The sequence below is a fragment of the Pseudomonas sp. NPDC077451 genome (assembly GCF_044543345.1).
In the GTDB taxonomy this organism is placed as follows: domain Bacteria; phylum Pseudomonadota; class Gammaproteobacteria; order Pseudomonadales; family Pseudomonadaceae; genus Stutzerimonas.
Map to the genome: position 1 here is coordinate 93,628 of NZ_JBITVX010000003.1, position 23,145 is coordinate 116,772.

General features: G+C 58.4%; 20 protein-coding genes. 10 read left to right on the forward strand and 10 right to left on the reverse strand.

The window, feature by feature from the left end; all coding sequences use genetic code 11:
- Positions 1-134: 134 nt before the first annotated feature.
- From ACIGHL_RS07020 to ACIGHL_RS07030, 3 genes are all read left to right on the forward strand, one after another.
- The gene (locus ACIGHL_RS07020; protein ID WP_045427559.1) at positions 135-437 is read left to right on the forward strand and encodes a DUF1883 domain-containing protein; all 303 of its coding nucleotides are present in this window, start codon (positions 135-137) and stop codon (positions 435-437) included.
- Positions 438-590: 153 nt separating this feature from the next.
- Positions 591-1,106 carry a MarR family winged helix-turn-helix transcriptional regulator gene (locus ACIGHL_RS07025; protein WP_128121314.1) on the forward strand — a complete coding sequence of 172 codons (516 nt, stop codon included), beginning with the start codon at positions 591-593 and terminating at the stop codon, positions 1,104-1,106.
- The gene (locus ACIGHL_RS07030; protein ID WP_241509234.1) at positions 1,099-2,010 is read left to right on the forward strand and encodes a DMT family transporter; all 912 of its coding nucleotides are present in this window, start codon (positions 1,099-1,101) and stop codon (positions 2,008-2,010) included. Before ACIGHL_RS07025 ends, ACIGHL_RS07030 begins: the two co-directional genes overlap by 8 nt.
- A 60-nt stretch (positions 2,011-2,070) precedes the next feature.
- On the opposite strand, the gene ACIGHL_RS07035 is transcribed toward ACIGHL_RS07030, so the two are convergent.
- Positions 2,071-2,403, reverse strand: a complete 333-nt coding sequence (locus ACIGHL_RS07035; RefSeq protein ID WP_128121312.1) for a DUF5629 family protein — start codon at positions 2,401-2,403, stop codon at positions 2,071-2,073.
- A 72-nt stretch (positions 2,404-2,475) separates the two neighbouring features.
- The gene (gene metH, locus ACIGHL_RS07040; protein ID WP_128121311.1) at positions 2,476-6,168 is read right to left on the reverse strand and encodes a methionine synthase; all 3,693 of its coding nucleotides are present in this window, start codon (positions 6,166-6,168) and stop codon (positions 2,476-2,478) included.
- A gap of 343 nt (positions 6,169-6,511) precedes the next feature.
- Between metH and nfuA the strand changes: the two genes are divergently transcribed.
- The 3 genes from nfuA to ACIGHL_RS07055 all read left to right on the forward strand — a co-directional run bounded on the left by nfuA (position 6,512) and on the right by ACIGHL_RS07055 (position 9,176).
- Positions 6,512-7,096, forward strand: a complete 585-nt coding sequence (nfuA, locus tag ACIGHL_RS07045) for a Fe-S biogenesis protein NfuA (protein ID WP_045427552.1) — start codon at positions 6,512-6,514, stop codon at positions 7,094-7,096.
- 140 nt (positions 7,097-7,236) lie between these two features.
- On the forward strand, positions 7,237-8,220 hold the full coding sequence (locus tag ACIGHL_RS07050; protein ID WP_128121310.1) for a response regulator: 984 nt from the start codon (positions 7,237-7,239) through the stop codon (positions 8,218-8,220).
- A gap of 2 nt (positions 8,221-8,222) precedes the next feature.
- Positions 8,223-9,176 (forward strand): sensor domain-containing diguanylate cyclase, encoded by a 954-nt coding sequence (locus ACIGHL_RS07055; RefSeq protein ID WP_128121309.1) that lies wholly within the window; start codon positions 8,223-8,225, stop codon positions 9,174-9,176.
- Here the strand turns inward: ACIGHL_RS07055 and ACIGHL_RS07060 are convergent.
- The 5 genes from ACIGHL_RS07060 to ACIGHL_RS07080 form a co-directional block, all read right to left on the reverse strand.
- Positions 9,173-10,288, reverse strand: a complete 1,116-nt coding sequence (locus ACIGHL_RS07060; RefSeq protein ID WP_128121308.1) for a DNA topoisomerase IB — start codon at positions 10,286-10,288, stop codon at positions 9,173-9,175. The two genes, ACIGHL_RS07055 and ACIGHL_RS07060, sit on opposite strands and share 4 nt — an antisense overlap.
- A gap of 126 nt (positions 10,289-10,414) precedes the next feature.
- The gene (locus ACIGHL_RS07065; protein ID WP_164863208.1) at positions 10,415-10,579 is read right to left on the reverse strand and encodes a hypothetical protein; all 165 of its coding nucleotides are present in this window, start codon (positions 10,577-10,579) and stop codon (positions 10,415-10,417) included.
- A gap of 570 nt (positions 10,580-11,149) precedes the next feature.
- Positions 11,150-11,431, reverse strand: a complete 282-nt coding sequence (locus ACIGHL_RS07070) for a hypothetical protein (RefSeq protein WP_128121307.1) — start codon at positions 11,429-11,431, stop codon at positions 11,150-11,152.
- Positions 11,432-11,583: 152 nt separating this feature from the next.
- The gene (locus ACIGHL_RS07075; RefSeq protein WP_128121306.1) at positions 11,584-11,853 is read right to left on the reverse strand and encodes a hypothetical protein; all 270 of its coding nucleotides are present in this window, start codon (positions 11,851-11,853) and stop codon (positions 11,584-11,586) included.
- Between the two features lie 374 nt (positions 11,854-12,227).
- Entirely contained in the window at positions 12,228-13,862 is a 1,635-nt protein-coding gene (locus tag ACIGHL_RS07080; RefSeq protein WP_128121303.1) for a methyl-accepting chemotaxis protein, read from the reverse strand.
- Positions 13,863-14,139: 277 nt separating this feature from the next.
- Between ACIGHL_RS07080 and ACIGHL_RS07085 the strand changes: the two genes are divergently transcribed.
- The 3 genes from ACIGHL_RS07085 (at position 14,140) to ACIGHL_RS07095 (ending at position 16,748) form a co-directional block, all read left to right on the forward strand.
- Positions 14,140-14,970 carry an undecaprenyl-diphosphate phosphatase gene (locus tag ACIGHL_RS07085; RefSeq protein WP_128121302.1) on the forward strand — a complete coding sequence of 277 codons (831 nt, stop codon included), beginning with the start codon at positions 14,140-14,142 and terminating at the stop codon, positions 14,968-14,970.
- A gap of 30 nt (positions 14,971-15,000) precedes the next feature.
- Positions 15,001-15,975 (forward strand): alpha/beta fold hydrolase, encoded by a 975-nt coding sequence (locus ACIGHL_RS07090; protein WP_128121301.1) that lies wholly within the window; start codon positions 15,001-15,003, stop codon positions 15,973-15,975.
- Between the two features lie 68 nt (positions 15,976-16,043).
- A complete protein-coding gene (locus tag ACIGHL_RS07095; protein ID WP_128121300.1) occupies positions 16,044-16,748 on the forward strand; it encodes a DUF1294 domain-containing protein in 705 nt (234 codons plus the stop codon).
- Between the two features lie 84 nt (positions 16,749-16,832).
- Here ACIGHL_RS07095 and ACIGHL_RS07100 read toward each other — a convergent pair whose 3' ends face one another.
- On the reverse strand, positions 16,833-18,419 hold the full coding sequence (locus tag ACIGHL_RS07100) for an ABC-F family ATPase (protein WP_045427527.1): 1,587 nt from the start codon (positions 18,417-18,419) through the stop codon (positions 16,833-16,835).
- 263 nt (positions 18,420-18,682) lie between these two features.
- Positions 18,683-21,292 (reverse strand): bifunctional aconitate hydratase 2/2-methylisocitrate dehydratase, encoded by a 2,610-nt coding sequence (gene acnB, locus ACIGHL_RS07105; RefSeq protein ID WP_128121299.1) that lies wholly within the window; start codon positions 21,290-21,292, stop codon positions 18,683-18,685.
- Positions 21,293-21,695: 403 nt separating this feature from the next.
- On the opposite strand from acnB, the gene ACIGHL_RS07110 reads away from it, so the two are divergent.
- Entirely contained in the window at positions 21,696-22,163 is a 468-nt protein-coding gene (locus ACIGHL_RS07110) for a DUF1289 domain-containing protein (protein ID WP_045427522.1), read from the forward strand.
- Positions 22,164-22,216: 53 nt separating this feature from the next.
- Here ACIGHL_RS07110 and uspL read toward each other — a convergent pair whose 3' ends face one another.
- Entirely contained in the window at positions 22,217-23,080 is an 864-nt protein-coding gene (uspL, locus tag ACIGHL_RS07115; RefSeq protein ID WP_128121298.1) for a universal stress protein UspL, read from the reverse strand.
- Between the last annotated feature and the right edge of the window lie 65 nt (positions 23,081-23,145).

The window sequence follows — 23,145 nt, forward strand, 5'->3', positions numbered from 1 at the left end:
CAAAGAACTGCGACGGCAGCCGAACCTTCCGCAGTGCAGCTAGTGCTAGTTGGATCTGCCCGTTCAAACCATCGAGCGGGCCGGACGCTCATGGTAATCTTCGCCTTTGCCAACACGCGGCCCCGGAGCGGTACATGAAGTTCATTCACCAGCGCGAACACCTCAATGAAGACGATTTCGTGATTATTGAATGCTCGCAGCCTTGCAACATCCGCCTGATGAACGACAAGAATTTTCGTAGTTTCAAGAATGGCGGGCGACACATCTATCACGGCGGTGCGTTCGACAATTTCCCGGCACGGATCAAAGTGCCCAACACCGGCTTCTGGAACATCACCATTGATACGGTGACGCGCAGGGCCGTCAGCGTCACGCGCAAGCCGGCCTTGACCCACTCGATCAAGATCGTTCGCAACTCGCCCTCCGAGCTCCGCTGAAAGCCTCCTAGTCTCCCTTTAGTGCGCTGAGCGCTCCGTTGCGACTCGATTGATGGCCATCCATCGATCGGGCCCGCGCCGGTGTTCCGGAAGCTTGCTTCTTTCGATGCGCCAGATTATCTTCACGTGAAGATTCTTGTTCTGGAGCTATCTATGTCAGAGAGGCAACGCAGCGACCATGTGGATCGCGTGCTCGCGCAATGGCGCGCCGTGCAACCCGGCGCGGATGTATCGCCCATGGCGATATTCACCCGCCTGTACCGCCTTTCCAAATACCTCAATCGCAGCGTGGCCTCGGTGTTCCGTCGACATGGATTGCACGATGGCGAGTTCGACCTGCTCGCCACCCTCTACCGCAGCGGACAGCCGCAGGGGCTTACGCCCAACGCGTTACGTCACGCCGCGGTACTCAGCTCAGGAGCGATGACCAATCGGCTAGATCGCCTTGAAGCTGCCGGGTTAATTCAGCGAGTACCGAATCCGGAAGACCGCCGCAGCTTGTTGATTCGTCTGAGCGATGAAGGGCAGAAGGTACTGCTCGGGTGCCTTGATGAATATCTCGCCACCCTGCACGAGATGCAGGCTCCGCTGGATGCCCAGCAAAAACAGGCGTTGGCGGCCGGGTTGCGCACTCTGCTGTTCGCGCTGGAGGAGGGCAACAATGACTGAGACCAGGCGGAGAGTCACGCTCGCGCATCTTGGCATGTTGCTCTGGGCGCTTTTTGTCGGGTTGTCCTTTCCGGCGGTGGGGCTCATGACCGAAGGTTTGCCGCCCCTGTTACTAACGGCGATTCGCTTCATGATTGCCGCCTTGGCGCTGTTCCCGTTGTTATGGCGACAGCCCGAGCGATGGCCAAGTCTGCGCGGGCTGCTGCTCTACGCGCTGATGGGGCTGAGCCTGGCTGGGTTCTTCGGCACCATGTTCTGGGCGGCCCATCGAATCAGTGCTTTGTCGATGGCGACGTTATTTGTCAGCGTGCCGCTGCTTGCCTATTGCATCGGGCGCGGGCTCGGCGTGGAGCAACCAGCCGGACGATTGCTTGCCATCCTTGCGTTGGGCGCCGTTGGCGCATTGGGTCTGGCCTGGGCCGAGAACGGCGGTCACTTTTCGGGATTGCAGCTGGGTTTCGGCGAGCTGGCGTTCTTCTTCGGCTGTGTGGCGTCCGCACTGTATCCAGTGCTGAGCAAATGGGGATTGCACCGTGGCTGGCTGGCGCCGCAGGCCGTGCTGCGGACCTTTTGGAGCCTGCTGATGGGCGCATTGCTGATCGGCGCCTTGGGCTTGATCTGGGAGCGGCCCAGCGCGCTCGCCTACATGACGACCGAGGACGTCGCGCTCGTGGCGTACCTTGGTGTCTTTTCCAGCGGCATGACATTCTTTCTGCAGCAGCGCGCGACCGCTGTCCTGACGCCGGGTGCGGTAACCGCTTATAGCTATCTGGTGCCTTTCGTATCGATGGTGCTGCTGTTTGTAGAGCAGCCGCAACGAATGGGTTGGCAGTGGCTACCGGGCAGCTTGTTAGTCATTCTCGCTATCGGACTACTGCTCAGGCGCGGTTCGACATCTGCCTGACGGCGCAATGCTTTCGACCCAATCCTTGGGCTATTCCTGAGGCAGTAGACGGGTCGCGGTTCACTCGTCGTCGGCGCTTGCGCTCACCGCGCCAAGACAGCGAAGGCGGCTCTGAGGTGCGCTGCCAACGGTCCAATACTGATTATCCTCGCAGTACACTGCTTCCATCACACTGTTATAGCTGAACGACCATTGGCGCCGCTCACGGCCGTCAATCGACTCGATTTGAATAACGATTTCATCACTGGCGAAGGGCTCACCTGCGACTGCGGCCGCGTCGGCACGGTCCAGTAGCGCATCGTTAAGGGTGAATTGCCAGGCGTGCAAACCGTCGACTTCGAGCATGTCGGCGGTTTCCAATTCATCGAGCAGGTAACGGGGTTCGGTAGACATTGCGCGCTTCGCATGGGTTTGTTGATTTCAGTCGCAAGGCCGCCTCATAGAGATGCGGCGGCCAGCGGTAGTCTAGTTGTCGTAGCCGAGGTTCGGCATCAGCCAGCGTTCGGTGACGGCGATGTCTTGACCTTTGCGAGTGCTGTAGCGCTCGGCCTGGTCCTTGTCGATCTTGCCTACCGCGAAATATTGCGCCTGAGGATGCGCGAAGTACCAGCCACTGACTGCAGCTGTCGGGAACATGGCGTAGTGCTCGGTCAGGGTGACCTGGCTGATGCCGTCGGCATCGAGTAGCTGGAACAGCGTGCCTTTCTCCGTATGGTCGGGGCAGGCGGGATAGCCTGGCGCTGGGCGGATACCTTTGTACTGTTCTTTGATCAGCTCTTCGTTGCTCAGCTGTTCTTCCGGGTCATAGCCCCACCATTGCTTACGGACCTGCTGATGCAACCACTCGGCACAGGCCTCGGCGAGGCGGTCGGCCAAGGCCTTGACCATGATCGAGTTGTAGTCGTCGCCGGCGTCCTGATAAGCCTTGGCCACTTCCTCGGCACCGATGCCCGCAGTGGTAATGAAACCGCCCACGTAATCAGTCACGCCGCTGCTTTTCGGTGCGACGAAGTCGGCTAGCGAGAAGTTCGGCTTGCCGTCGGTCTTCACCGTTTGTTGCCGCAGGTGATGCAGGGTGGCGAGGGCTTCGCCGTCGTCGCCATAGACTTGGATATCGTCTTCGTCGACCTGATTGGCAGGCCAGAAGCCGAAGACGGCGCGGGCCCTGATCAGCTTTTCGTCGACCAGCTTGGTGAGCATCGCCTGGGCATCGTTGAACAGCGACGTAGCTGCTTCGCCAACGATTTCGTCTTCAAGAATGCGTGGATACTTGCCAGCGAGATCCCAGGAGATGAAGAAGGGCGTCCAGTCAATATAGTCCACCAGCGTACGCAGATCGATGTCCTCCAATACCTTGCGGCCGGTGAAGGTTGGTTTGACTGGTGAGTAATCGGTCCAATCGAACTTGGGCTTGACCGCAATCGCTTCGGGGTAAGTCAGACGTTCGGTGCGTGCGCTGCGGTTGGCGGTACGCTCGCGGATCATCGCGTACTCTTCGCGGGTCTTCTGGACGAAAACCGGCTTCAGCTCCTTCGACAGCAATGTTGTCGCGACCCCGACGGCGCGCGACGCGTCGGTCACATAGACCACCGCATCGTTCTTGTAATGCGGATCGATCTTAACCGCCGTGTGAGCCTTGGAGGTGGTCGCGCCGCCAATCATCAGCGGCAGGTGGAAGTCCTGGCGCTGCATTTCACGCGCAACGTGCACCATTTCGTCCAGCGACGGCGTGATCAGGCCGGACAGGCCGATGATGTCGCACTTCTCGGCGATGGCGGTCTGCAGGATTTTTTCCGCCGGCACCATGACCCCCATGTCTACGACGTCATAGCCGTTACAGCCGAGCACCACGCCGACGATGTTCTTGCCGATGTCGTGGACGTCGCCCTTGACCGTGGCCATGAGAATCTTGCCCTTGGCTTCGGGCTTGTCGCCTTTCTCGGCTTCGATGAAGGGAATCAGGTGCGCAACGGCCTGCTTCATAACACGGGCTGACTTAACCACCTGCGGCAGGAACATCTTTCCAGAGCCAAACAAATCGCCCACCACGTTCATGCCCGACATCAGCGGGCCTTCGATAACCTCAATGGGCCGCGCGCACTGTTGGCGGAACTCTTCGGTGTCCTGAACGATGTAAGTGGTGATGCCCTTGACCAGCGCATGCTCCAACCGCTTCTGGACGGTAAAGCCACGCCATTCTTCGGTTTCCGCTTCCTTAACGCTGCCGTCGCCCTTGAACTCGTCGGCGATGGCCAGCAGCGCCTCGGTGCCGTTAGGGGTGCGGTTGAGCACCACGTCCTCAACAGCGTCGCGCAGCTTCTTCGGAATCTCATCGTAGATTTCCAACTGGCCGGCGTTGACGATGCCCATCGTCAGCCCGTTCTGGATCGCGTAATAGAGGAAGACCGAATGGATCGCCTCGCGCACCGGGTTATTGCCGCGGAACGAGAAGGACACATTCGATACGCCGCCCGAGGTCAGGGCGTAGGGAAGGTTGTCGCGGATGTAGGCGCAGGCTTCGATGAAGTCCACGGCGTAGTTGTTGTGTTCCTCGATACCAGTGGCGACGGCGAAAATGTTCGGGTCGAAAATAATGTCTTCCGGCGGGAAGCCCACTTCGTCTACCAGAATATCGTAGGAGCGCTGGCAGATTTCACGCTTACGCGCGGCTGTATCGGCCTGGCCGGCTTCATCGAAGGCCATCATCACCACAGCCGCACCGTAGCGCTTGCACAAGCGCGCGTGGTGCTTGAACGCCTCGACGCCTTCCTTCATGGAGATCGAGTTAACGATGCCTTTGCCCTGGATGCACTTGAGTCCGGCCTCGATCACCTCCCACTTGGAGGAGTCGATCATGATCGGCACGCGGGAGATGTCAGGCTCGCCGGCGATCAGATTGAGGAAGGTCACCATGGCCTTCTTCGAATCCAACATGCCCTCATCCATGTTGATGTCGATCACCTGAGCGCCGGCTTCTACCTGCTGCAGGGCGACCTCCAGGGCCTCGGTGTAGTTGTCTTCGCGGATCAGGCGAGCAAAACGGGCGGAACCGGTGATGTTGGTCCGTTCGCCCACGTTGACGAACAGCGAGCTGCGATCAATGGTGAAAGGCTCAAGGCCCGACAGGCGACAGGCCTTGGGAATTTCAGGGATGACGCGTGGCGGATACTTGGCAACCGCATTCGCAATCGCCTCGATGTGTGCGGGCGTGGTGCCGCAACAACCACCAACGATGTTGAGGAAGCCACTGGCGGCGAATTCCTCGACGACCGATGCCATTTCCGCCGGGCTTTCATCGTACTCACCAAAAGCGTTGGGCAAGCCGGCGTTAGGGTGCGCCGAAACGTGGGTTTCGGCCTTGTTCGACAGCTCTTCCAGATAAGGGCGCAGCTCTTTCGCACCCAGTGCACAGTTAAGGCCTACCGAGATCGGGTTGGCGTGGCGTACCGAGTTCCAGAAGGCCTCGGTGGTCTGGCCGGACAGGGTGCGGCCAGAGGCGTCGGTGATGGTGCCGGAAATCATGATCGGCAACTCGAAACCGATCTCTTCGAAGACTTCCTGCACGGCGAAGATCGCCGCTTTGGCATTGAGCGTATCGAAGATGGTCTCGATCAGGATGAGGTCCGAGCCGCCTTCGATCAGGCCGCGGGTGGCTTCGGTGTAGTTCTCCACCAGTTCGTCGAAGGTGACGTTGCGGTAGCCTGGATTATTCACGTCTGGCGAGAGCGAGCAGGTGCGGCTGGTCGGGCCGAGTACGCCAGCGACGAACCGCGGGCGGTCCGGCGTTTCAGCTGTCTTTGCATCGGCGGCCTGGCGGGCGAGGCGGGCACCTTCGACGTTGAGCTCGTATACGAGTTCTTCCATGCCGTAGTCGGCCTGAGAAACGCGGGTGGCGTTGAAGGTGTTGGTCTCGACGATATCCGCTCCGGCATCGAAGTAGGCTTTTTCAATGGCGCTAATGGCGTCCGGCCGGGTGAGGATCAAAAGGTCGTTGTTGCCCTTGAGATCTTGTGGCCAGTCAGCGAAGCGCTCGCCGCGATAGTCCGACTCTTCCAGTTTATAGCTCTGGATCATCGTGCCCATGCCGCCGTCGAGAATCAGGATGCGCTCCTTGAGGGCCTGCTGGAGTGCCTGGAGCCGGGCGTTGCGGTCGAGCATGGGGACTACCTGAAGCTGGTTACGAGGACCGCGAATAATAGCAAAGCTGCACGCTTTTTGATCATTCGGCGATTTACATGAGCAATGCTCATGTTGGTGCGGCGTCGTGTATAACTGGCAGGACTCTGTGGTCGGCGTGACTGATCGGGTTACGCAGTGGTATCAGGTATCGCGTCCCTGTTCGGATACGGGTACCGCTAGCAACCTATCTTAGATATTTTGAGGGTCCGATCTGGTGTACTGAGAAACTACCTTTCTATCAGGTAATTCCTACTAAAACGCTAGGACTTTATCCAGCGCAGTGGTTGGCGTACACTGCTGGGCATGTATGAGAGGAGTTCCCATGAGCGCCATTACCATTACCGAAGCTGCACATGATTACCTGGCCGACCTGCTTGAAAAGCAGAACACCACCGGGATTGGCATCCGGGTCTTCATCACTCAGCCCGGCACGCCCTACGCTGAGACCTGCATTGCCTATTGCAAGCCGGGAGAGGAAAAGCCGGACGACATCGCGATCTCGCTGAAAAGCTTCACCGCTTGGATCGACGGTATCAGCGAGCCCTTCCTGGAAGACGCCCTGGTTGACTATGCCACCGACCGCATGGGCGGCCAGCTGACGATCAAGGCACCCAACGCCAAGGTGCCGATGGTCAACGAAGACAGTCCGCTCAATGAGCGCATCAATTACTACCTGCAGACCGAAATCAATCCCGGTCTTGCGAGCCATGGCGGGCAGGTGACATTGATTGATGTCGTGGATGAGGGCGTGGCGGTACTCCAGTTCGGGGGCGGGTGCCAAGGCTGTGGACAGGCTGATGTAACGCTCAAGGAAGGTATCGAAAAGACCTTGCTGGAGCGGATTCCGGAGCTGAAGGGCGTTCGTGACGTGACCGACCACACCAATCGGGACAATGCTTACTATTAAGTGGTAACAGCCTAAACGGTGGTCGTATCGGTCACTTTGATGGCAAAATGACACTATCTTCATGTGTCCCCACCACGGCGCTCGTTAGCTGAGATAAGCTGTCCAGGTTCCAGAGGCCTGGCCAAGTGAGCGAGCGCTGCATGTCTGCCGTTACCGTACTGATTTGCGATGATTCAAGCCTGGCGCGCAAGCAATTGCTGCGCGCGCTGCCGGCTGCGTGGCCGCTGGACATTCTTCAGGCTGCCAGCGGTCGCGAGGCGCTGGAACGAATTCGTGAAGGCGGCGTGGACGTCTTGCTGCTTGATCTGACCATGCCTGACATGGACGGCTACCAGGTTCTGGCTGCTCTTCGCCAAGAGCAACTGGGATGCAAGGTCATCGTGATATCGGCGGACGTTCAAGAAGAGGCGGTGCGCCGAGTGCTCGGGCTGGGGGCGCTGGCATTCATCCGCAAGCCTGCCGATCCGCTGCATTTGCAACAGACCCTGGCGGGCCTCGGGGTCGCGGGTGCCGAACTGCCAGCACTCGGGGAGCGGAACGCGGGGCAGGTCTCGTTCCGCGACGCCTTCCGCGAGGTGGTCAACGTTGCGATGGGGCGCGCGGCAGCGTTGCTCGCCAAGGTGTTGGGGGTGTTCGTACAGCTGCCGATTCCCAATGTGAATATCCTCGAAGTCGGCGAGTTGCACATGGCGCTGGCCGATGCGGCTCAGGGCGACAAATTGTCAGCGGTGTGCCAGGGCTATATCGGCGGGGGCATCGCCGGCGAGGCGCTGTTGATCTTCCATGATTCCGAGATTGCCGATATGGCGCGCCTGATGCGCACCGACGATTATCTCGAGCTCGAGATGCTGCTCGATCTTTCCAGTCTGCTGATCAGTGCGTGCCTCAGTGGCATCGCAGACCAAATCGATGTGGTGTTTTCTCAAGGTCACCCGCAGGTGCTGGGCCAGCATGCTTCGATCGACGAGCTCATTCGCGTCAACCGGCAACGTTGGAAAAACACCCTGGCGGTGGAGATCAGCTACAGCCTGGAAGGTCACGACATTCATTTCGACCTGCTCTTGCTGTTCACCGAAGACTCGGTTGAGTTGCTGTCGCGCAAACTCGCCCTTGAGATGAACTGACCATGTCCGACTCGAACGATCTGAGTGAACTCCACTGGTTGCTGGCTATCGTCCAGAGCATTGACGTCGGTGTCGTGGTGCTTGATCGCGAGTACCGCATCGATGTGTGGAATACCTTCATGGAGAACCGCTCCGGACGGTTGCCGGAAGAGGCGCGCAAGAAGACTTTTTTCGAGCTGTTCCCCGAAGTCGACGAGCAATGGTTTCGGCGCAAGGTGGAAAACGTGGCGACACTCGGGACGCCATCGTTCACCATCTGGGAACAACGACCTTACCTGCTGCGATTCAAGAATTACCAGCCGATCACCGGGCTGGAAGACTTCATGTACCAGAACACCACCTTGATGCCGTTGAAGGCGCTCAATGGCAGCATCGAGCAGGTCTGCCTGATCATCTACGACGTCACCGACGTAGCGACCAACCGCCGCCAGTTGCAAGCGGCGAATCAAGAACTGCAGCGCCTCTCCAGCACCGACCGCCTGACCGGCCTGTTCAACCGGGGCCATTGGGAGGAGATGTTGCGTCAAGACTACGCCCGGCATCGGCGCTACGAGCGCAATGCGGCACTGGTGATGTTCGATATCGACCACTTCAAGAAGATCAACGACAGCTACGGTCATCAGGCGGGTGATGCGGTCATCCAGCAGACTGCCGAACTGGTTCGACAGTGCACGCGCGATGCGGACATTGCCGGGCGCTACGGCGGTGAAGAGTTCGTGGTGCTGCTGCCGGATACCGATAGCGAGGGAGCGGTGACTTTTGCCGAGCGGCTACGGCAATCCATCGAAGCGCATGAGGTTGTTCACGAAGGGCGTAGTATTCGCTTTACCGTCAGTCTCGGGATTGCGGATCTCAGCGAGCCCACCAATGGCTACGCACAGCTGATCGAACGAGCGGATATTGCCCTGTATTCTTCGAAAGCCTCAGGGCGCAATCAGGTCACCCTGTACCGCTAGGATGATGCGGTGGGCGCAGTGCGGCTGCTCAGGAATTTCAGCAAGGTGACTTCCTCGCTGCTCATCCATTTGCGCTTTCTGGCCTTGCCCAGCTGTGCCAGTTCGCCAGCAGCAAAGGCTTCAAGCACGTCGGGATGAATGTAGCACTGGCGACACACGGCGGGAGTATTGCCGAGCTGGTGAGACACCAGCTTGACCACTTCGACCAGATTGCGCCGCGCCACCGTCTCTGGTCGCCACTCACGTTTGCGCAGATAGTCCAACGCCAGCGCACTGCCTGCCCAAGTTCGATAATCTTTGGCCGTGAAGTCGCCCCCGGTCATCTCGTGGATGAACGCGTTGACGTCGCTTGAGTTCACTGGGTGCCGCATCCCGTTTTCGTCCAGGTATTGAAACAGGTGCTGGCCGGGTAGCTCCATGCAGCGGCGCACAATGCGCGCCAGCCGCTGGTTCCTTAGCGTTACGCGATGCTCTACACCGCTTTTGCCACGGAACTGAAAGCGGATCGCAGAGCCTCGTACATCGACATGACGGGTTCGTAGAGTGGTGAGCCCGTAGGAACGGTTTTCCTTTGCATAACGTGGGTTGCCAACTCGGATCAACGTCGACTCAAGCAATTGCACCAGCAAGGCCATCACTTTTTGTCGCGGCATGCCGCGCAAAGCCAAGTGCTCCTCCAGGCGCTCGCGCATCCGCGGAAGGGCAGTACCGAACGACAGAACCCGCTCATACTTGTTGCCGTCCCGGATCTCTCGCCAGCGGGGGTGATAACGATATTGCTTGCGTCCGCGAGCATCTCGTCCAATTGCTTGCATATGGCCTTGCGGATCCGGGCAGATCCAGACGTCAGAGTAGGCCGGGGGAATGGCCAGCTTGTTGATGCGCGTTATCTCATGCGTATCCCGAATACGTTCTCCGGTCGGCAGGAAGTAGGCGAATTTGCCTCCGAGCTTTCGTCGACTGATACCGGGAACGTGGTCGTCTACATAGTGCAGATCGGCTGGTAGCTCAGGGCAGAGGGCGGTGCCGGTGTCCATTTGCTCTTCCGCCGGAAGCGGTCGCACACCTTCCGCTAAGTGCAAAGCCGTCTCGCTGTCCTGGTCGATCAGCATGCATGCTCCTGAAAAGGACCACAGCCCAGCATGGCAAAGCCTGGCCGCATTAACGAATATTAAGATGACTGCAGCCAGGCTATCCCTTGGTAGATGGTGGCGAGCTCGCAGGATTCATGGCAGTAGTCAGTCTTCGCTTTCCTGGCTGTTACGCATCAACAGCCTTATCGCGGCAACCAGTTCGTCAATTGCCTCTCGATAGATAGCTGGGTCTGCCTTGGTTTCTGCGCTGTCGGCGAGTCGTCGTGCACTTTCCAGATGGTCATTTATCGAGGAATAGTCTCCGATCATGTAAATACTCCTGGGTTGCGGATGAGAAAGGCAGCTGTGCTGAAAGGGAGGGCACAGTGCTTGTCTCAATAAGAGACCGACGCAACTGAAAGGGGTTCGGACCGCGTGTCGAGCGCCGGTGTGCACGGTTTGGTGCGACCGCGCAACGCTTCTCGTTGACACAGCCTAACGATCAGCACGCCCCGCCCGATTATGCTGAGGCTATTGGTGGCAGTGTAAAGACCAGTCGGCTGTACGGACGATGCTTACGAGCTCGACGTGTTCCCGTCACGCTGGGCTGCGCAGGCGTAGACCACGCGCTTAACTGGACGCCATTCTTGCTCAGTTGGAGCCGGGCGTTCTCCAGCAAGCCAGCAAGGCGATTAGGTGTTGCGTACGTGGACCGCGCGATATGCGAAATCGACAGGGGTTAGTCACCCGCTGCGTTGTGACTCGTAGCGAGAACCTGCTGTCCTCATGGTCGGCTGAGAGGTTGCACGGCAGACCAAGAAGGACATCGCGCTGATGCGCCTGGCTTCATCAACTGCACGGTGTTGAGCAGTCATCAGCACGCTTCGCCGAGGGGATTGTTTATTTCGCCGGTGCGACGTCGAAAACGAGGTTTATCCCATCGCCGCTGCCGTCTCCCACGACCGAGCCCTGTACCGGTCTGTGTGTCACCTGGCGGTCTTTGTAAAATTCGCTCAGACGTTTCTGCGCCACATCACGGATATGGGTGATCAGCCCTGTGGACTGTGTGTCGCGAGGGATGATGAACTTCAGAGAAACGCAATGGCCCTGGACACCCTCCGGCAAATCGGCCAGTCCGCTGCTGTGCCATTGATCGTTGACGTAGGCTTCTGCACCTTTCATGGATCACTCCTTCGTTTATTCGCTTATTGCTGGGACCGTTAAACAATCGAATGGGTCCGTTTTTCCTAGCGGCGCCATCATTGGTGGCCAAGCGAAATGCAACGAAAAAGGCCCGGCGCTTGCGCAACCGGGCCTTATCAAGAAGGAGTGACTTACTCAGGCATCTGCCAAGGCGCGAGATGCATGCCCTGACGACTCAGATCGGCGCGTGCTTGCTCCAGCGACTGACCGAGCTTGATCGGGTCGGAGTAGACGTTGCTCGCCAATTTGCAATGGCCTACGGTGCGCGATTCGCTGCCATCCATGACCGTGATGCTGAGTTCGCCATTGCCTTCGAGCAGCGTCCAGGCGACGCACTGGAACGGCTTGAACGCACGGTCAGTGATAAGGAGGGCGTCGTTGAAGCGAAGCGGGCTGTTCATCAGGCATGTCTCTCTGTGTGGTAACCAAAAATCGGATATTGAGCCTGCCGCCAGGCTGCCGGCGTTGGCCTTACATATCCATTGATGTACACAGAGGACTGATAAGTCACAGGGTCGTTTCGTGTTTTGTGATTTTTTTTGCAATTAGCCAAAGGTCTAGCATTAGGCGCAACTTGGATGGTCGGCTTAATCTCGGTCTAACTATCTGTTTTCGTTGGCTTTGCTGGTTGGGCTAAGAGCAATGCATCTTAGAGCCCATCAATCTACCCCCCTTTGCGCTGTGGCGAAAAGCCGCAACCGGCGTGGCAAAAGAAAACGGCCAGCTCCGGTTCGGGAGCTGGCCGTTGTATACAAAGTCCGCTTGTAGGGCTTGGCTAGACTTTGAACTGCTTGAGCAGACGATTCAATTGCTCGGCCAGCTCGCCTAGTCGCTCACCCGCCGCACTCGATTGTTCCGCCGCGTGGGTGCTTTGCTGAGCCAATCCGGCTGCCTGGGTAACGTTCTGATTAATGTCTTCAACGACGTGGGTCTGTTGCAGTGTTGCGCTGGCTATCGAGGCATTCAACCCCGACAGGTTGCGCAGCGCCTGGGCAATCTGAACGAGGCTGGCTCCGGCTTGGCTGGCTTGTTCAACGGTGGCTTGGGATGCTCGGCTGCTTTCCATAATCACGGTAACTGCAGCGCCCGAATTCTTCTGCAAGCGCTCGATCATCGTGTGAATCTCAGCCGTTGAGGTCTGGGTGCGTTGCGCGAGCAGGCGAACCTCGTCGGCCACTACAGCAAAACCGCGGCCTTGTTCGCCAGCACGGGCAGCCTCAATCGCTGCGTTCAGCGCGAGGAGGTTGGTCTGATCGGCAATCGATCCAATGACCTCAAGCACTGACCCGATCTTCGTGGTTTCGTCCGCTAAGGATTGTATGACCCCGACAGCTTCGTTAATGGTGATCGAAAGCTGATCTATTTGCTGCAGGCTGGCTTCGATATTCCGCTGCCCCAACCCAGCCTGCTTCTCCGCGTCACCCACTTCGTTCGATGCCTGCTCGGCATTCTTTGCCACTTCCTGAACGGCGTAGGTCACCTCGTTGACGGCAGTAGCGACCAGCTCCATCTGTTGCGATTGTTGCTGACTTTGCTTGTGCGCTTGCCCGGCCAGCCCCCCCAAGGCGTTAGAGGAGGATTCCAGTGAGTCGGAGGTTTCGAACAACTGGCCGATCACTGTGCGTAGTTTTTGGGTGAATGTATTGAAGTCGCGGCTAAGGGTGGTCAGTTCGTCATTACCCGATACGTCAAGATTCCGCGTCAGGTCGGCTTCACCGCTGGCGATGTTGGCCATGGCCTGCATAGAGTGACGCAGCGGCTGTGTGATGCTGCGGATAAGAATTGCGACCAGTACGGCCATCAGCGCAGCGATTGCCATACCGATGAGCGAGAAACGCACCAGATAGTTCTGGAATTCCGCCTCGACATCGTCGACATAGATTCCCGAACCGATAATCCAGCCCCATGGCTTGAATAGTTCGACGTAGGAGATCTTCGGCACAGGGTCTTTTTCGCCGGGCTTCGCCCATTGATAGTCAACCAGGCCAGCTCCTTTGAGTTGAGCTACCTTGACCATTTCGTTGAACAGCGCTTTGCCGTTCGGATCTTTGACCTTGGAGAGATCCTGTCCCTCTAGCTCCGGCTTTATCGGATGCATGACCATGACCGGCTGCATGTCGTTGATCCAGAAGTAGTCATTCTGGCCATAGCGAATCATGCGAACCTGGTCCATCGCGGCTTTCTGCGCCTCGGCGGTCGTCATGCTTCCGCTGGCTTCGAGCTGCTGATAGTAGGTCAGCACGCCGCGCGCCGTCTCGACGATGTTTTGCGTCATGACCTGCTTGCCCCGGTACAGGTCGGTACGAACCTGCTGAATCATCAGCAGGCCAAGCACGAAGAGCATGGCAACCGCCACTAGCGGAATCAGCCAGAGACGCTTGCTGATTGGAAGATTTCGTAGCAGATTCATAGGGTTGTATGCTCCTGTTGATACTTGTGTTCTTTATTATTCGAATAGAGGGGTGGAGCGCGGCGACACGGCCTGCCTTGAAAATCAGCTATGGCAGTGGTTGTTTGTCATGGCCCATGCATAGGGTTTCGGCCGTTGCTGAAAAAAGATGAGGGCGGCCGTGTCGGCTCAATGAATTTACTCGCCTCAAGCGAGTCAGAACAGCGCTCAGATGGCTATCTGACATATACCTTTGTTGTATTCAGCCGCGGTGAGTTGCACCGTTATTGGGGAATAGATGGACCTTTGGATTGCCTTTCAGGCGTTGCTTCTTGGGGTGGTGGAAGGCATTACAGAATTTCTGCCGATATCCAGCACCGGGCATCAGATCATCGTGGCCGATCTGATTGGGTTTGGCGGCGAGAGGGCGCTCGCGTTCAACATCATCATCCAGTTGGGTGCGATCTTGGCGGTGGTGTGGGAGTACCGTCGTAAGATTTTCGATGTGATCGTTGGTTTGCCAAGGGAGAAACAGGCGCAGAAGTTCACCGGGAATCTGTTGGTCGCGTTCTTCCCTGCGGTAGTGCTGGGAATTACCTTCGCTGATCTCATTCACAAATACTTGTTTAATCCGATCACGGTAGCGACGGCGCTGGTCATTGGCGGGGTCGTGATGCTCTGGGCAGAGAAGCGCCAGCATGAAGTACAGGCCGAAACCGTCGACGATATGCACTGGTCCCATGCCTTGAAGGTTGGCTTCGCGCAATGTCTGGCGCTCATCCCCGGCACTTCACGGTCCGGCGCGACAATCATCGGTGGGCTGTTGTTTGGGCTGTCCCGCAAGGCGGCCACCGAGTTTTCGTTCTTTCTGGCCATGCCGACTATGGTCGGTGCCGCAGTGTATTCCGGTTACAAGTACCGCGACCTGTTTCAGCCTGGGGACTTGCCGATCTTTGCGATTGGGTTCATCACCTCGTTCATTTTCGCCATGCTGGCGGTGCGCGCCCTGTTGAAATTTATAGGCAACCATAGCTATGCCGCATTTGCCTGGTACCGGATCATCTTCGGCATCATCATCTTGGCTACTTGGCAGTTCAGCTTGATCGACTGGAGTACCGCGGCGGGCTGACGCGCAACGCACACAGCAGAGGAGTGCCCTGTGCACGCATTCGAACACCGACTGTTGCCCATCAATGGCATCACCCTCAGCCTTTACTGCGCCGGGCCTGAGCAAGGCCCGGTGATCTGGTTGCTCCACGGATTTCCCGAAAGCTGGTACTCGTGGCGTCATCAGATCCAGGCGTTGGCGGATGCAGGCTACCGTGTGGTGATTCCGGAGATGCGCGGCTATGGCCAAAGCAGCGCGCCGGATGATATCGCCAGCTATGACCTGATAACCGTTTGCGCGGACATCCAGGCGGCAATGGACCTGCTTGGTCACCGCTCGGTAGCGGTTGTGGGCCATGATTGGGGCGCACCGGTGGCTTGGCATCTGGCCTTGCTCGAGCCGCAGCGAGTCAACGTTGTCGCGGCTATGGCGGTACCTTATGGCGGCCGTCCGAAGAGACCCGCGATCGACATCATCCGTAGCCAGTTCGCCGATCGCTTCAACTATATTCTGTATTTCCAGCAGCCCGGCGTTGCCGAGGCCGAGCTTGATCAGGACATTCCGCGTACTTTGCGGATGATGATGCATAACACCTCGGCAGCGGTCCCCAAGGATTTGTTCCTGCAGGACAAGCCGGTCGGCAGTTCGCTCTATCAAGGCATGCAAGACCCGGGCGCTCCGCCGGCTTGGTGCGGCTCGGACGCGTTCGCCGTCTACGTCGCTACGTTCGAGGGACGCGGCTTTCATGGTGCACTGAACTGGTACCGCAATTTCGAGCGGAACTGGGAGCGCACTGCACCGTTAGCCGAGCGCAAGGTGGAGCAGCCTGCGCTTTTCCTACTAGGCGACAAGGACCCGGTCGGCACTCTGGAAGCTCATACGCTGCAGAAAATGCCCAGCTGGGTACCGGACCTCGAGCAGCATCTCATCGAAGACTGTGGCCATTGGATACAGAGCGAGCAGCCCGAGCAGGTCAATAGGCTGCTTCTCAGTTTTCTTGAGCGCCGCTACATCCCTGCCCGATAGCTGCTTGCGGCTCGTAGCTCCAAAGGGAAGCGGCTAGAATCCCCGATTTGCCCGCCGGGTCACATGCCATGGAACTACGCGGTCAGCTGAAAAGCTGGAACGATCAGAAGGGGTTCGGTTTCATTCGGCCGGAACAGGGTAGCGAGGAAATCTTCGCGCATATTTCGGCTATGCGCGGCGCTCGCCGCCCGGCGCAGGGCGACCGGGTGCTCTATATCAGCGAACGGGACGAGAACGGGCGCCTGGGTGCCACGCATATCCGTCTGGATTCGGGGCTGTCTCTAGACGAGCCGGCGATTCGACGAAAACCACCTGCGGTAGCGATCCAGTCCGCACAAAATAGAAGCTTCAAGGCACGCGCTAAGCCCAAAGCGCGGCCACGGCAAAATGGGTCGATAAGGTGGCTGCTACCGAAGCTCCTAGGGCTCGTCCTGCTCTGTCTGTTACCGGCGCTCGGACTTACTCGTTTGGCGGGGCAGGGTAGTTACTGGCCGCTCTATGCCTATCTCTTGGGTAGCCTGTTGGCTTTTGGCTTTTACCTGCACGACAAGCGCAGCGCACTGCGTCGCGGCTGGCGTACGCCCGAGGCTCGCCTGCATCTGGTTGAGCTAGGTGGCTGGCCGGGGGCGTTGATTGCTCAACAAGCGTTTCGCCACAAGACCCGCAAGTTGTCGTTCCAGCTGGTGTTCTGGCTGATCGTCGTCGTGCATCAGCTCGCATGGCTCGACTACCTATATGTCCAGCGGCTGTATCGGTTGTTGCTAGAAATTTGAGCATTGACCGAGTCGTACGCGCTGACGGTTTGTCGATGCAAAAACGCCCCGCGGTTGCGGGGCGTTTCGTTACCTCAACGAGGTTTAGAACACGCCAAGACTGCGCAAGTAGTCGTCATAGGTGCCGCTGAAGTCGGTCACGCCCGAGTCGGATAGCTCGATGATACGGGTCGCCAGAGAGCCAACGAATTCCCGATCATGGCTGACGAAGATCAGCGTGCCCGGATAGTTCTCCAGCGCTAGGTTCAGCGCCTCGATCGATTCCATATCCAGGTGGTTGGTCGGTTCGTCCATCAGCAGCACGTTGGGCTTCTTTAGGATCAGCTTGCCGAACAGCATGCGGCCCTGTTCACCACCGGAAATCACCCGAACCGACTTCAGGATCTCGTCGTTGGAGAACAGCATGCGGCCGAGGGTGCCGCGCACGACCTGTTCGCCGCCTTGCGTCCACTGACTCATCCAGTCGAACAGGGTTACGTCGTCCTCGAAATCATCTGCGTGGTCCTGGGCGTAATAGCCAAGCTCGGCACTCTCGGTCCACTTCACCGCACCGGCATCGGGCTGCAGCTCGCCAACCAACGTGCGCAACAGGGTCGTCTTGCCAATGCCGTTGGGGCCGATGATAGCGACGCGCTCACCGGCCTCGACGGTGAAACTGAAGTTCTTGAACAACGTTTTGCCGTCGAAGCCTTTGGCAACGTTTTCCACGGTTACCGCCTGGCGATGCAGCTTCTTGGTCTGCTCGAAGCGGATGAAAGGGCTGACGCGGCTGGATGGTTTAACTTCAGCTAGCTGGATTTTGTCGATCTGTTTGGCGCGTGAAGTGGCCTGCTTGGCCTTCGAGGCGTTCGCCGAGAAGCGGCTGACGAAAGTCTGTAGCTCGGCAATCTGTGCCTTCTTCTTGGCGTTATCCGATAGCAGCTGTTCGCGAGATTGAGTAGCCGCGGTCATGTACTCATCGTAGTTACCAGGGAACAGGCGCAGCTCGCAGTAGTCCAGGTCGGCCATGTGCGTGCACACGCTGTTCAGGAAGTGCCGGTCGTGGGAAATGATGATCATGGTGCTGTTGCGCGCCGTGAGTATGTTTTCCAGCCAGCGGATGGTGTGAATATCCAGGTGGTTGGTCGGCTCGTCGAGCAGCAGCACTTCCGGATCGGAGAAAAGCGCCTGCGCCAATAGCACGCGGAGCTTCCAGCCGGGTGCAACTTCGCTCATCGGGCCGAAATGCTGATCCAGCGGAATACCCAGGCCCAGCAGCAGCTCACCAGCTCGGGACTCGGCGGTGTAGCCATCCATCTCGGCGAACTCGGTTTCCAGTTCTGCCACCGCCATGCCGTCGTCTTCGCTCATCTCAGGCAGCGAGTAGATGCGTTCGCGTTCGGCCTTGACCTTCCACAGTTCCTCGTGACCCATGATCACCGTGTCGATGACATTGAAGTCTTCGTAGGCGAACTGATCCTGCCGCAGCTTACCCAGGCGCACGTTCGGTTCGAGCATGACCTGACCGGCCGATGGCTCCAAATCGCCACCGAGAATTTTCATGAAGGTGGACTTGCCGGACCCATTGGCCCCGATCAGGCCGTAGCGATTGCCGTTGCCGAACTTGACTGACACGTTTTCGAACAGCGGCTTGGCGCCGAACTGCATGGTGATGTTAGCGGTGGAGATCAAAGGGGTTTACCTATCAATAACTTGGAGCTTGCAGATGGTGCTAAATGGTGCGCGATACTGCGGAGTCTGAAGTGACCCGGCGGACAGGCAGTAGCGGCAGCCGCGGCGCATTATGGCGAGTTGTTAGAAGAAATGCGGGGGTTGATGCCAGACATTGGGCGCCATTGTCGCATAGGTCTGTCGGCAGTTGCATGACACTCCGTAAAAGCAAACGCCCCGAACCAGTCGGGGCGCTTGTTTTGCCTGCGTGACGCGTCAGAACATCAGACAGCGACCACGTCGATCTTTGCTTTGGCCGCAGACTCGCGGAACTCGGCAATCTGATCGAAGCTCAGGTAGCGGTAGACATCAGCCGCCATGGTGTCGATCTGAGCAGCGTAGACCATGTACTCCTCAACGGTCGGCAGGCGACCCAGGATCGAGGCGACTGCTGCCAGTTCGGCAGAAGCCAGGTACACGTTGGTCGCATCGCCCAGACGGTTAGGGAAGTTACGGGTCGACGTGGAGACCACTGTCGAGCCGGTCTCAACCCGTGCCTGGTTGCCCATGCACAGCGAGCAACCTGGCATTTCCAGGCGTGCACCGGCACGGCCGTAGATGCCGTAGTAGCCTTCTTCGGTCAGCTGGTGCTGGTCCATCTTGGTCGGCGGAGACAGCCACAGGCGAGTTGGCAGAGCACCTTCAACCTTATCCAGCAGCTTGCCAGCGGCGCGGAAGTGACCAATGTTGGTCATGCACGAGCCGATGAATACTTCATCGATCTTCTCGCCCTGAACGGTCGAGAGCAGACGCGCATCGTCCGGGTCGTTGGGTGCACAGAGCACAGGCTCGGTCACTTCGGACAGGTCGATCTCAATGATCTCGGCGTATTCGGCGTCAGCATCGGCAGCCAGCAGTTCCGGCTTGGCCAACCAAGCTTCCATGGCCTGAGCACGACGCTCCAGCGTACGAGCATCACCGTAACCTTCACTGATCATCCAGCGCAGCAGGGTAATGTTCGACTGCAGGTACTCAGCGATAGCAGCTTCCGGCAGTTTGATGGTGCAACCCGCAGCGGAACGCTCGGCAGAAGCGTCAGACAGCTCGAACGCTTGCTCGACGGTCAGGTCGTTCAGGCCTTCGATTTCGAGAATACGGCCGGAGAAGATGTTCTTCTTGCCTTTCTTCTCGACGGTCAGCAGACCTTTCTGGATCGCGTAGTAGGGAATCGCATGAACCAAGTCACGCAGCGTGATGCCAGGCTGCATCTTGCCCTTGAAACGGACCAGTACCGACTCCGGCATGTCCAGCGGCATGACGCCAGTGGCAGCGGCGAAGGCGACCAGGCCGGAGCCGGCCGGGAAGGAGATGCCCATCGGGAAGCGAGTGTGCGAATCACCGCCGGTACCGACAGTGTCCGGCAGCAGCATGCGGTTCAACCAGCTGTGGATGATGCCATCGCCCGGACGCAGGGAAACGCCGCCGCGGGTCATGATGAAGTCCGGCAGGGTGTGATGCGTGGTGACGTCGATCGGCTTCGGATAAGCCGCGGTGTGGCAGAAGGACTGCATGACCAGATCGGCGGAGAAGCCCAGGCAAGCCAGGTCTTTCAGCTCGTCGCGAGTCATCGGGCCAGTGGTGTCCTGGGAGCCGACGGTGGTCATCTTCGGTTCGCAATAGGTGCCCGGACGGACGCCTTTGCCTTCCGGTAGACCGCAGGCGCGACCGACCATCTTCTGTGCCAGGGTAAAGCCCTTGTCGCTCTCGGCAGGGGCTTCGGGCTTCTTGAACAGGTCCGTTGGGCCCATGCCCAGCTCGGCACGTGCTTTCTCAGTCAGGCCACGACCGATGATCAGCGGAATACGGCCGCCAGCGCGAACTTCGTCGAGCAGGACGTCGGTCTTCAGCTCGAAGGTGGTGACCAGCTCATCGCTGCCGTGGCGGCGTACTTCGCCTTTGTAGGGGTAGACATCGATGATGTCGCCCATGGCCAGATCGGAGCAATCGAACTCGATTGGCAGTGCGCCGGCGTCTTCCATAGTGTTGTAGAAGATCGGAGCAATCTTGGTGCCGAAGCAAAAACCGCCGGCACGCTTGTTCGGTACGTTGGGGATGTCATCACCGAAGAACCATAGCACCGAGTTTGTAGCCGATTTGCGGGAAGAACCGGTACCCACCACGTCGCCCACGTAGGCGATCGGGAAGCCTTTGGTAGTCAGTTCTTCCATCTGCTTGAGCGGGCCGACCGAGCCAGGAGCGTCAGGGGTGATGCCGTCGCGAGCCATCTTCAACATCGCCAGGGCGTGCAGCGGGATGTCAGGGCGCGACCAGGCGTCAGGAGCCGGCGACAGATCGTCGGTGTTGGTTTCACCGGTGACCTTGAATACGGTCAAGGTGACTTTTTCGGCAACCGGGGCGCGGTTCTTGAACCACTCGCCTTCAGCCCAGGACTGCAGAACGGCTTTGGCGTTTGCGTTGCCAGCCTTGGCTTTCTCAGCAACGTCGTGGAACGCGTCGAACATCAGCAGGGTGTGCTTCAGCTCTTTTGCAGTAGTGTCGGAGAGTTCTGCGTCGTCGAGCAGGTCGACCAGCGTGACGATGTTGTAGCCACCTTGCATGGTGCCCAGCAGTTCAACAGCGTGCTGCTTGCTGATCAGCGGTGAGGTGGCTTCGCCCTTGGCGATAGCGGCGAGGAATCCAGCCTTGACATAGGCGGCTTCGTCCACGCCCGCGGGAACGCGGTTGGTGATCAGGTCGAGGAGGAATTGTTCTTCGCCAGCTGGCGGATTTTTCAGGAGTTCGACCAGGCCTGCGGTCTGCTCGGCGTTCAGCGGCTGGGGCACGACGCCCTGAGCGGCACGCTCTTCTACGTGTTTGCGATAGGCTTCAAGCACAGTTTTATACCCTCATCATTGGTCCCATGGGTGTCTCGGGACGCGCATCCGGAAGCTGTTTTCAAAGTTTTACGCCGGGTTTAATGCCGGGTACGCAGGTTAGAGGGATCTGCGCACCCGGAAAGTAGCCGGTCAACTGTGCTCGTGACGCTTTGAAAACAGCTTCTTGCGGATTATGGCGCCTAAAACGGCGGGCCGATTCTACTGGAACGTGCCCGCAAAGTTAAGTGAAACGCCAGGGCACAGCGATGGCGAGGCCGCCAACGGACATGTCGCAGTTTCGGCTTAGGCCCGCAATCTGTGGGCTGCAGACCCTCTTTTTGAGGCATGGTCCGGATTGGTCAGTGACCCGGCTTGGACAAAAGTCTAAGATGCGGCGCTGTCCTTCGATTCATCGTCCGTCATGTCCAATCAGCGAATCAAAACCCCTTGCGTAGGCCTTTGCTCCACCGTTTACGGCGATCTCGTCTGCCGTGGATGCAAACGGTTTCATCATGAAGTGGTGAGCTGGAATGGCTATAGCGAAGAGGTCAAGCGCTCGGTCTGGCAGCGCCTGGAGGTATTGCTAGCGCAAGTGATGGCGGCAAAGCTGGAGGTTTTCGATGCGCCACTGTTGCGTTCTCAGCTGGAGAGCCGACAGATCCGCTTCGTTGCCGACCAGTCACCCTACTGTTGGGCCTATCAACTGATCGCCCGCGGCGCGCGCGTGATTCAGCAGCTCGAAGCCTATGGCGTCGTGCTGCTGCCGGAGTTTCGTGATTGGTCCTTGCCTGAGCTTCGTGATGCAATCGATCGGGAGTTCTTTCTCCTTTCCGAAGCGCATTACCAGCGTTACATCGCCCCTCGATTTGTTCAGGACATGGCTCGCTAGGCATTCAATACAGCCGAGGAAGGCGATATCCAGCCTCGGCTGTGCTGATGAGCCTAGCGCTGCGCTACGAGCTCCTCAAGGTGGTCGATGATGTCCTCTGGCTTCAGCACCAGCACATCGCTTTCCAATGTATCGAGCACGACCTCGGCGGTATTGCCCATCAAGGCCCCGGACAATCCGGTGCGGGCGACAGTGCCGATGACCGTTACGGCAGCCTGAAGCTGGTGGCAGACGCGCGGGATCAAGGCGTCTGCGGGCCCTTCCTCGATATGCAGGTGGCCGTCAGGGATGTCGAACTCAGTCTGAAACTGCCGGCAGGCGTTGCGGTAACGCGCTTCGATCGTTTCCTTGAGCTGGAACGCAGGATCAGCGGAGGACAGCATGGCTGAAGGGTGAGCGCTGATCACATGCAGTGTGCCCTCGGCAAGCGAGGCAATCTGGTAGCCGTAATTGATGATGCTGGAATGAAGCGTGCGGTGTTCGATGTCAGCATTGCCGACGTCCACTGCGGCCAGAATGTTGCCGCCCGTCCAGGGCGCTTCGGTTTTGACCATCAGCACCGGGCAGGGGCAATAACGCAATAGCTTCCAGTCATCGGGCGTCAGCAGGGCGCGTTTCAGCGGGTTATCGGCAATGTGCTGTTTGATCACCAGGCCGCAGCCTTCGGCTTGCTGAGCGCTGATGATGGTCTGGTGCAGGTTTTCATGCCAGGCCTGCCGAGCCGTAACGACGTGGCCCTGATCTTCGAGTTCTTGGCGCAAGCGCTCAAGATAGCTGCTGTGATCCTGTTTGGCGTCGCAGATCAGCAAGTGCAGCCGGGACTGGCTGACGCTGGAAATCAATCGCGCCCTTTTTAGTGCCAGATTTTCGGAAAGTTTTGGGTCAATTACCACGAGGATACAGCGTATGGCTTGCATGATCGGCTCCGTTTGGGTGATCAGATGGTTTCACTATAGACAAGGGCTTCAGGGCAGCCACTGAC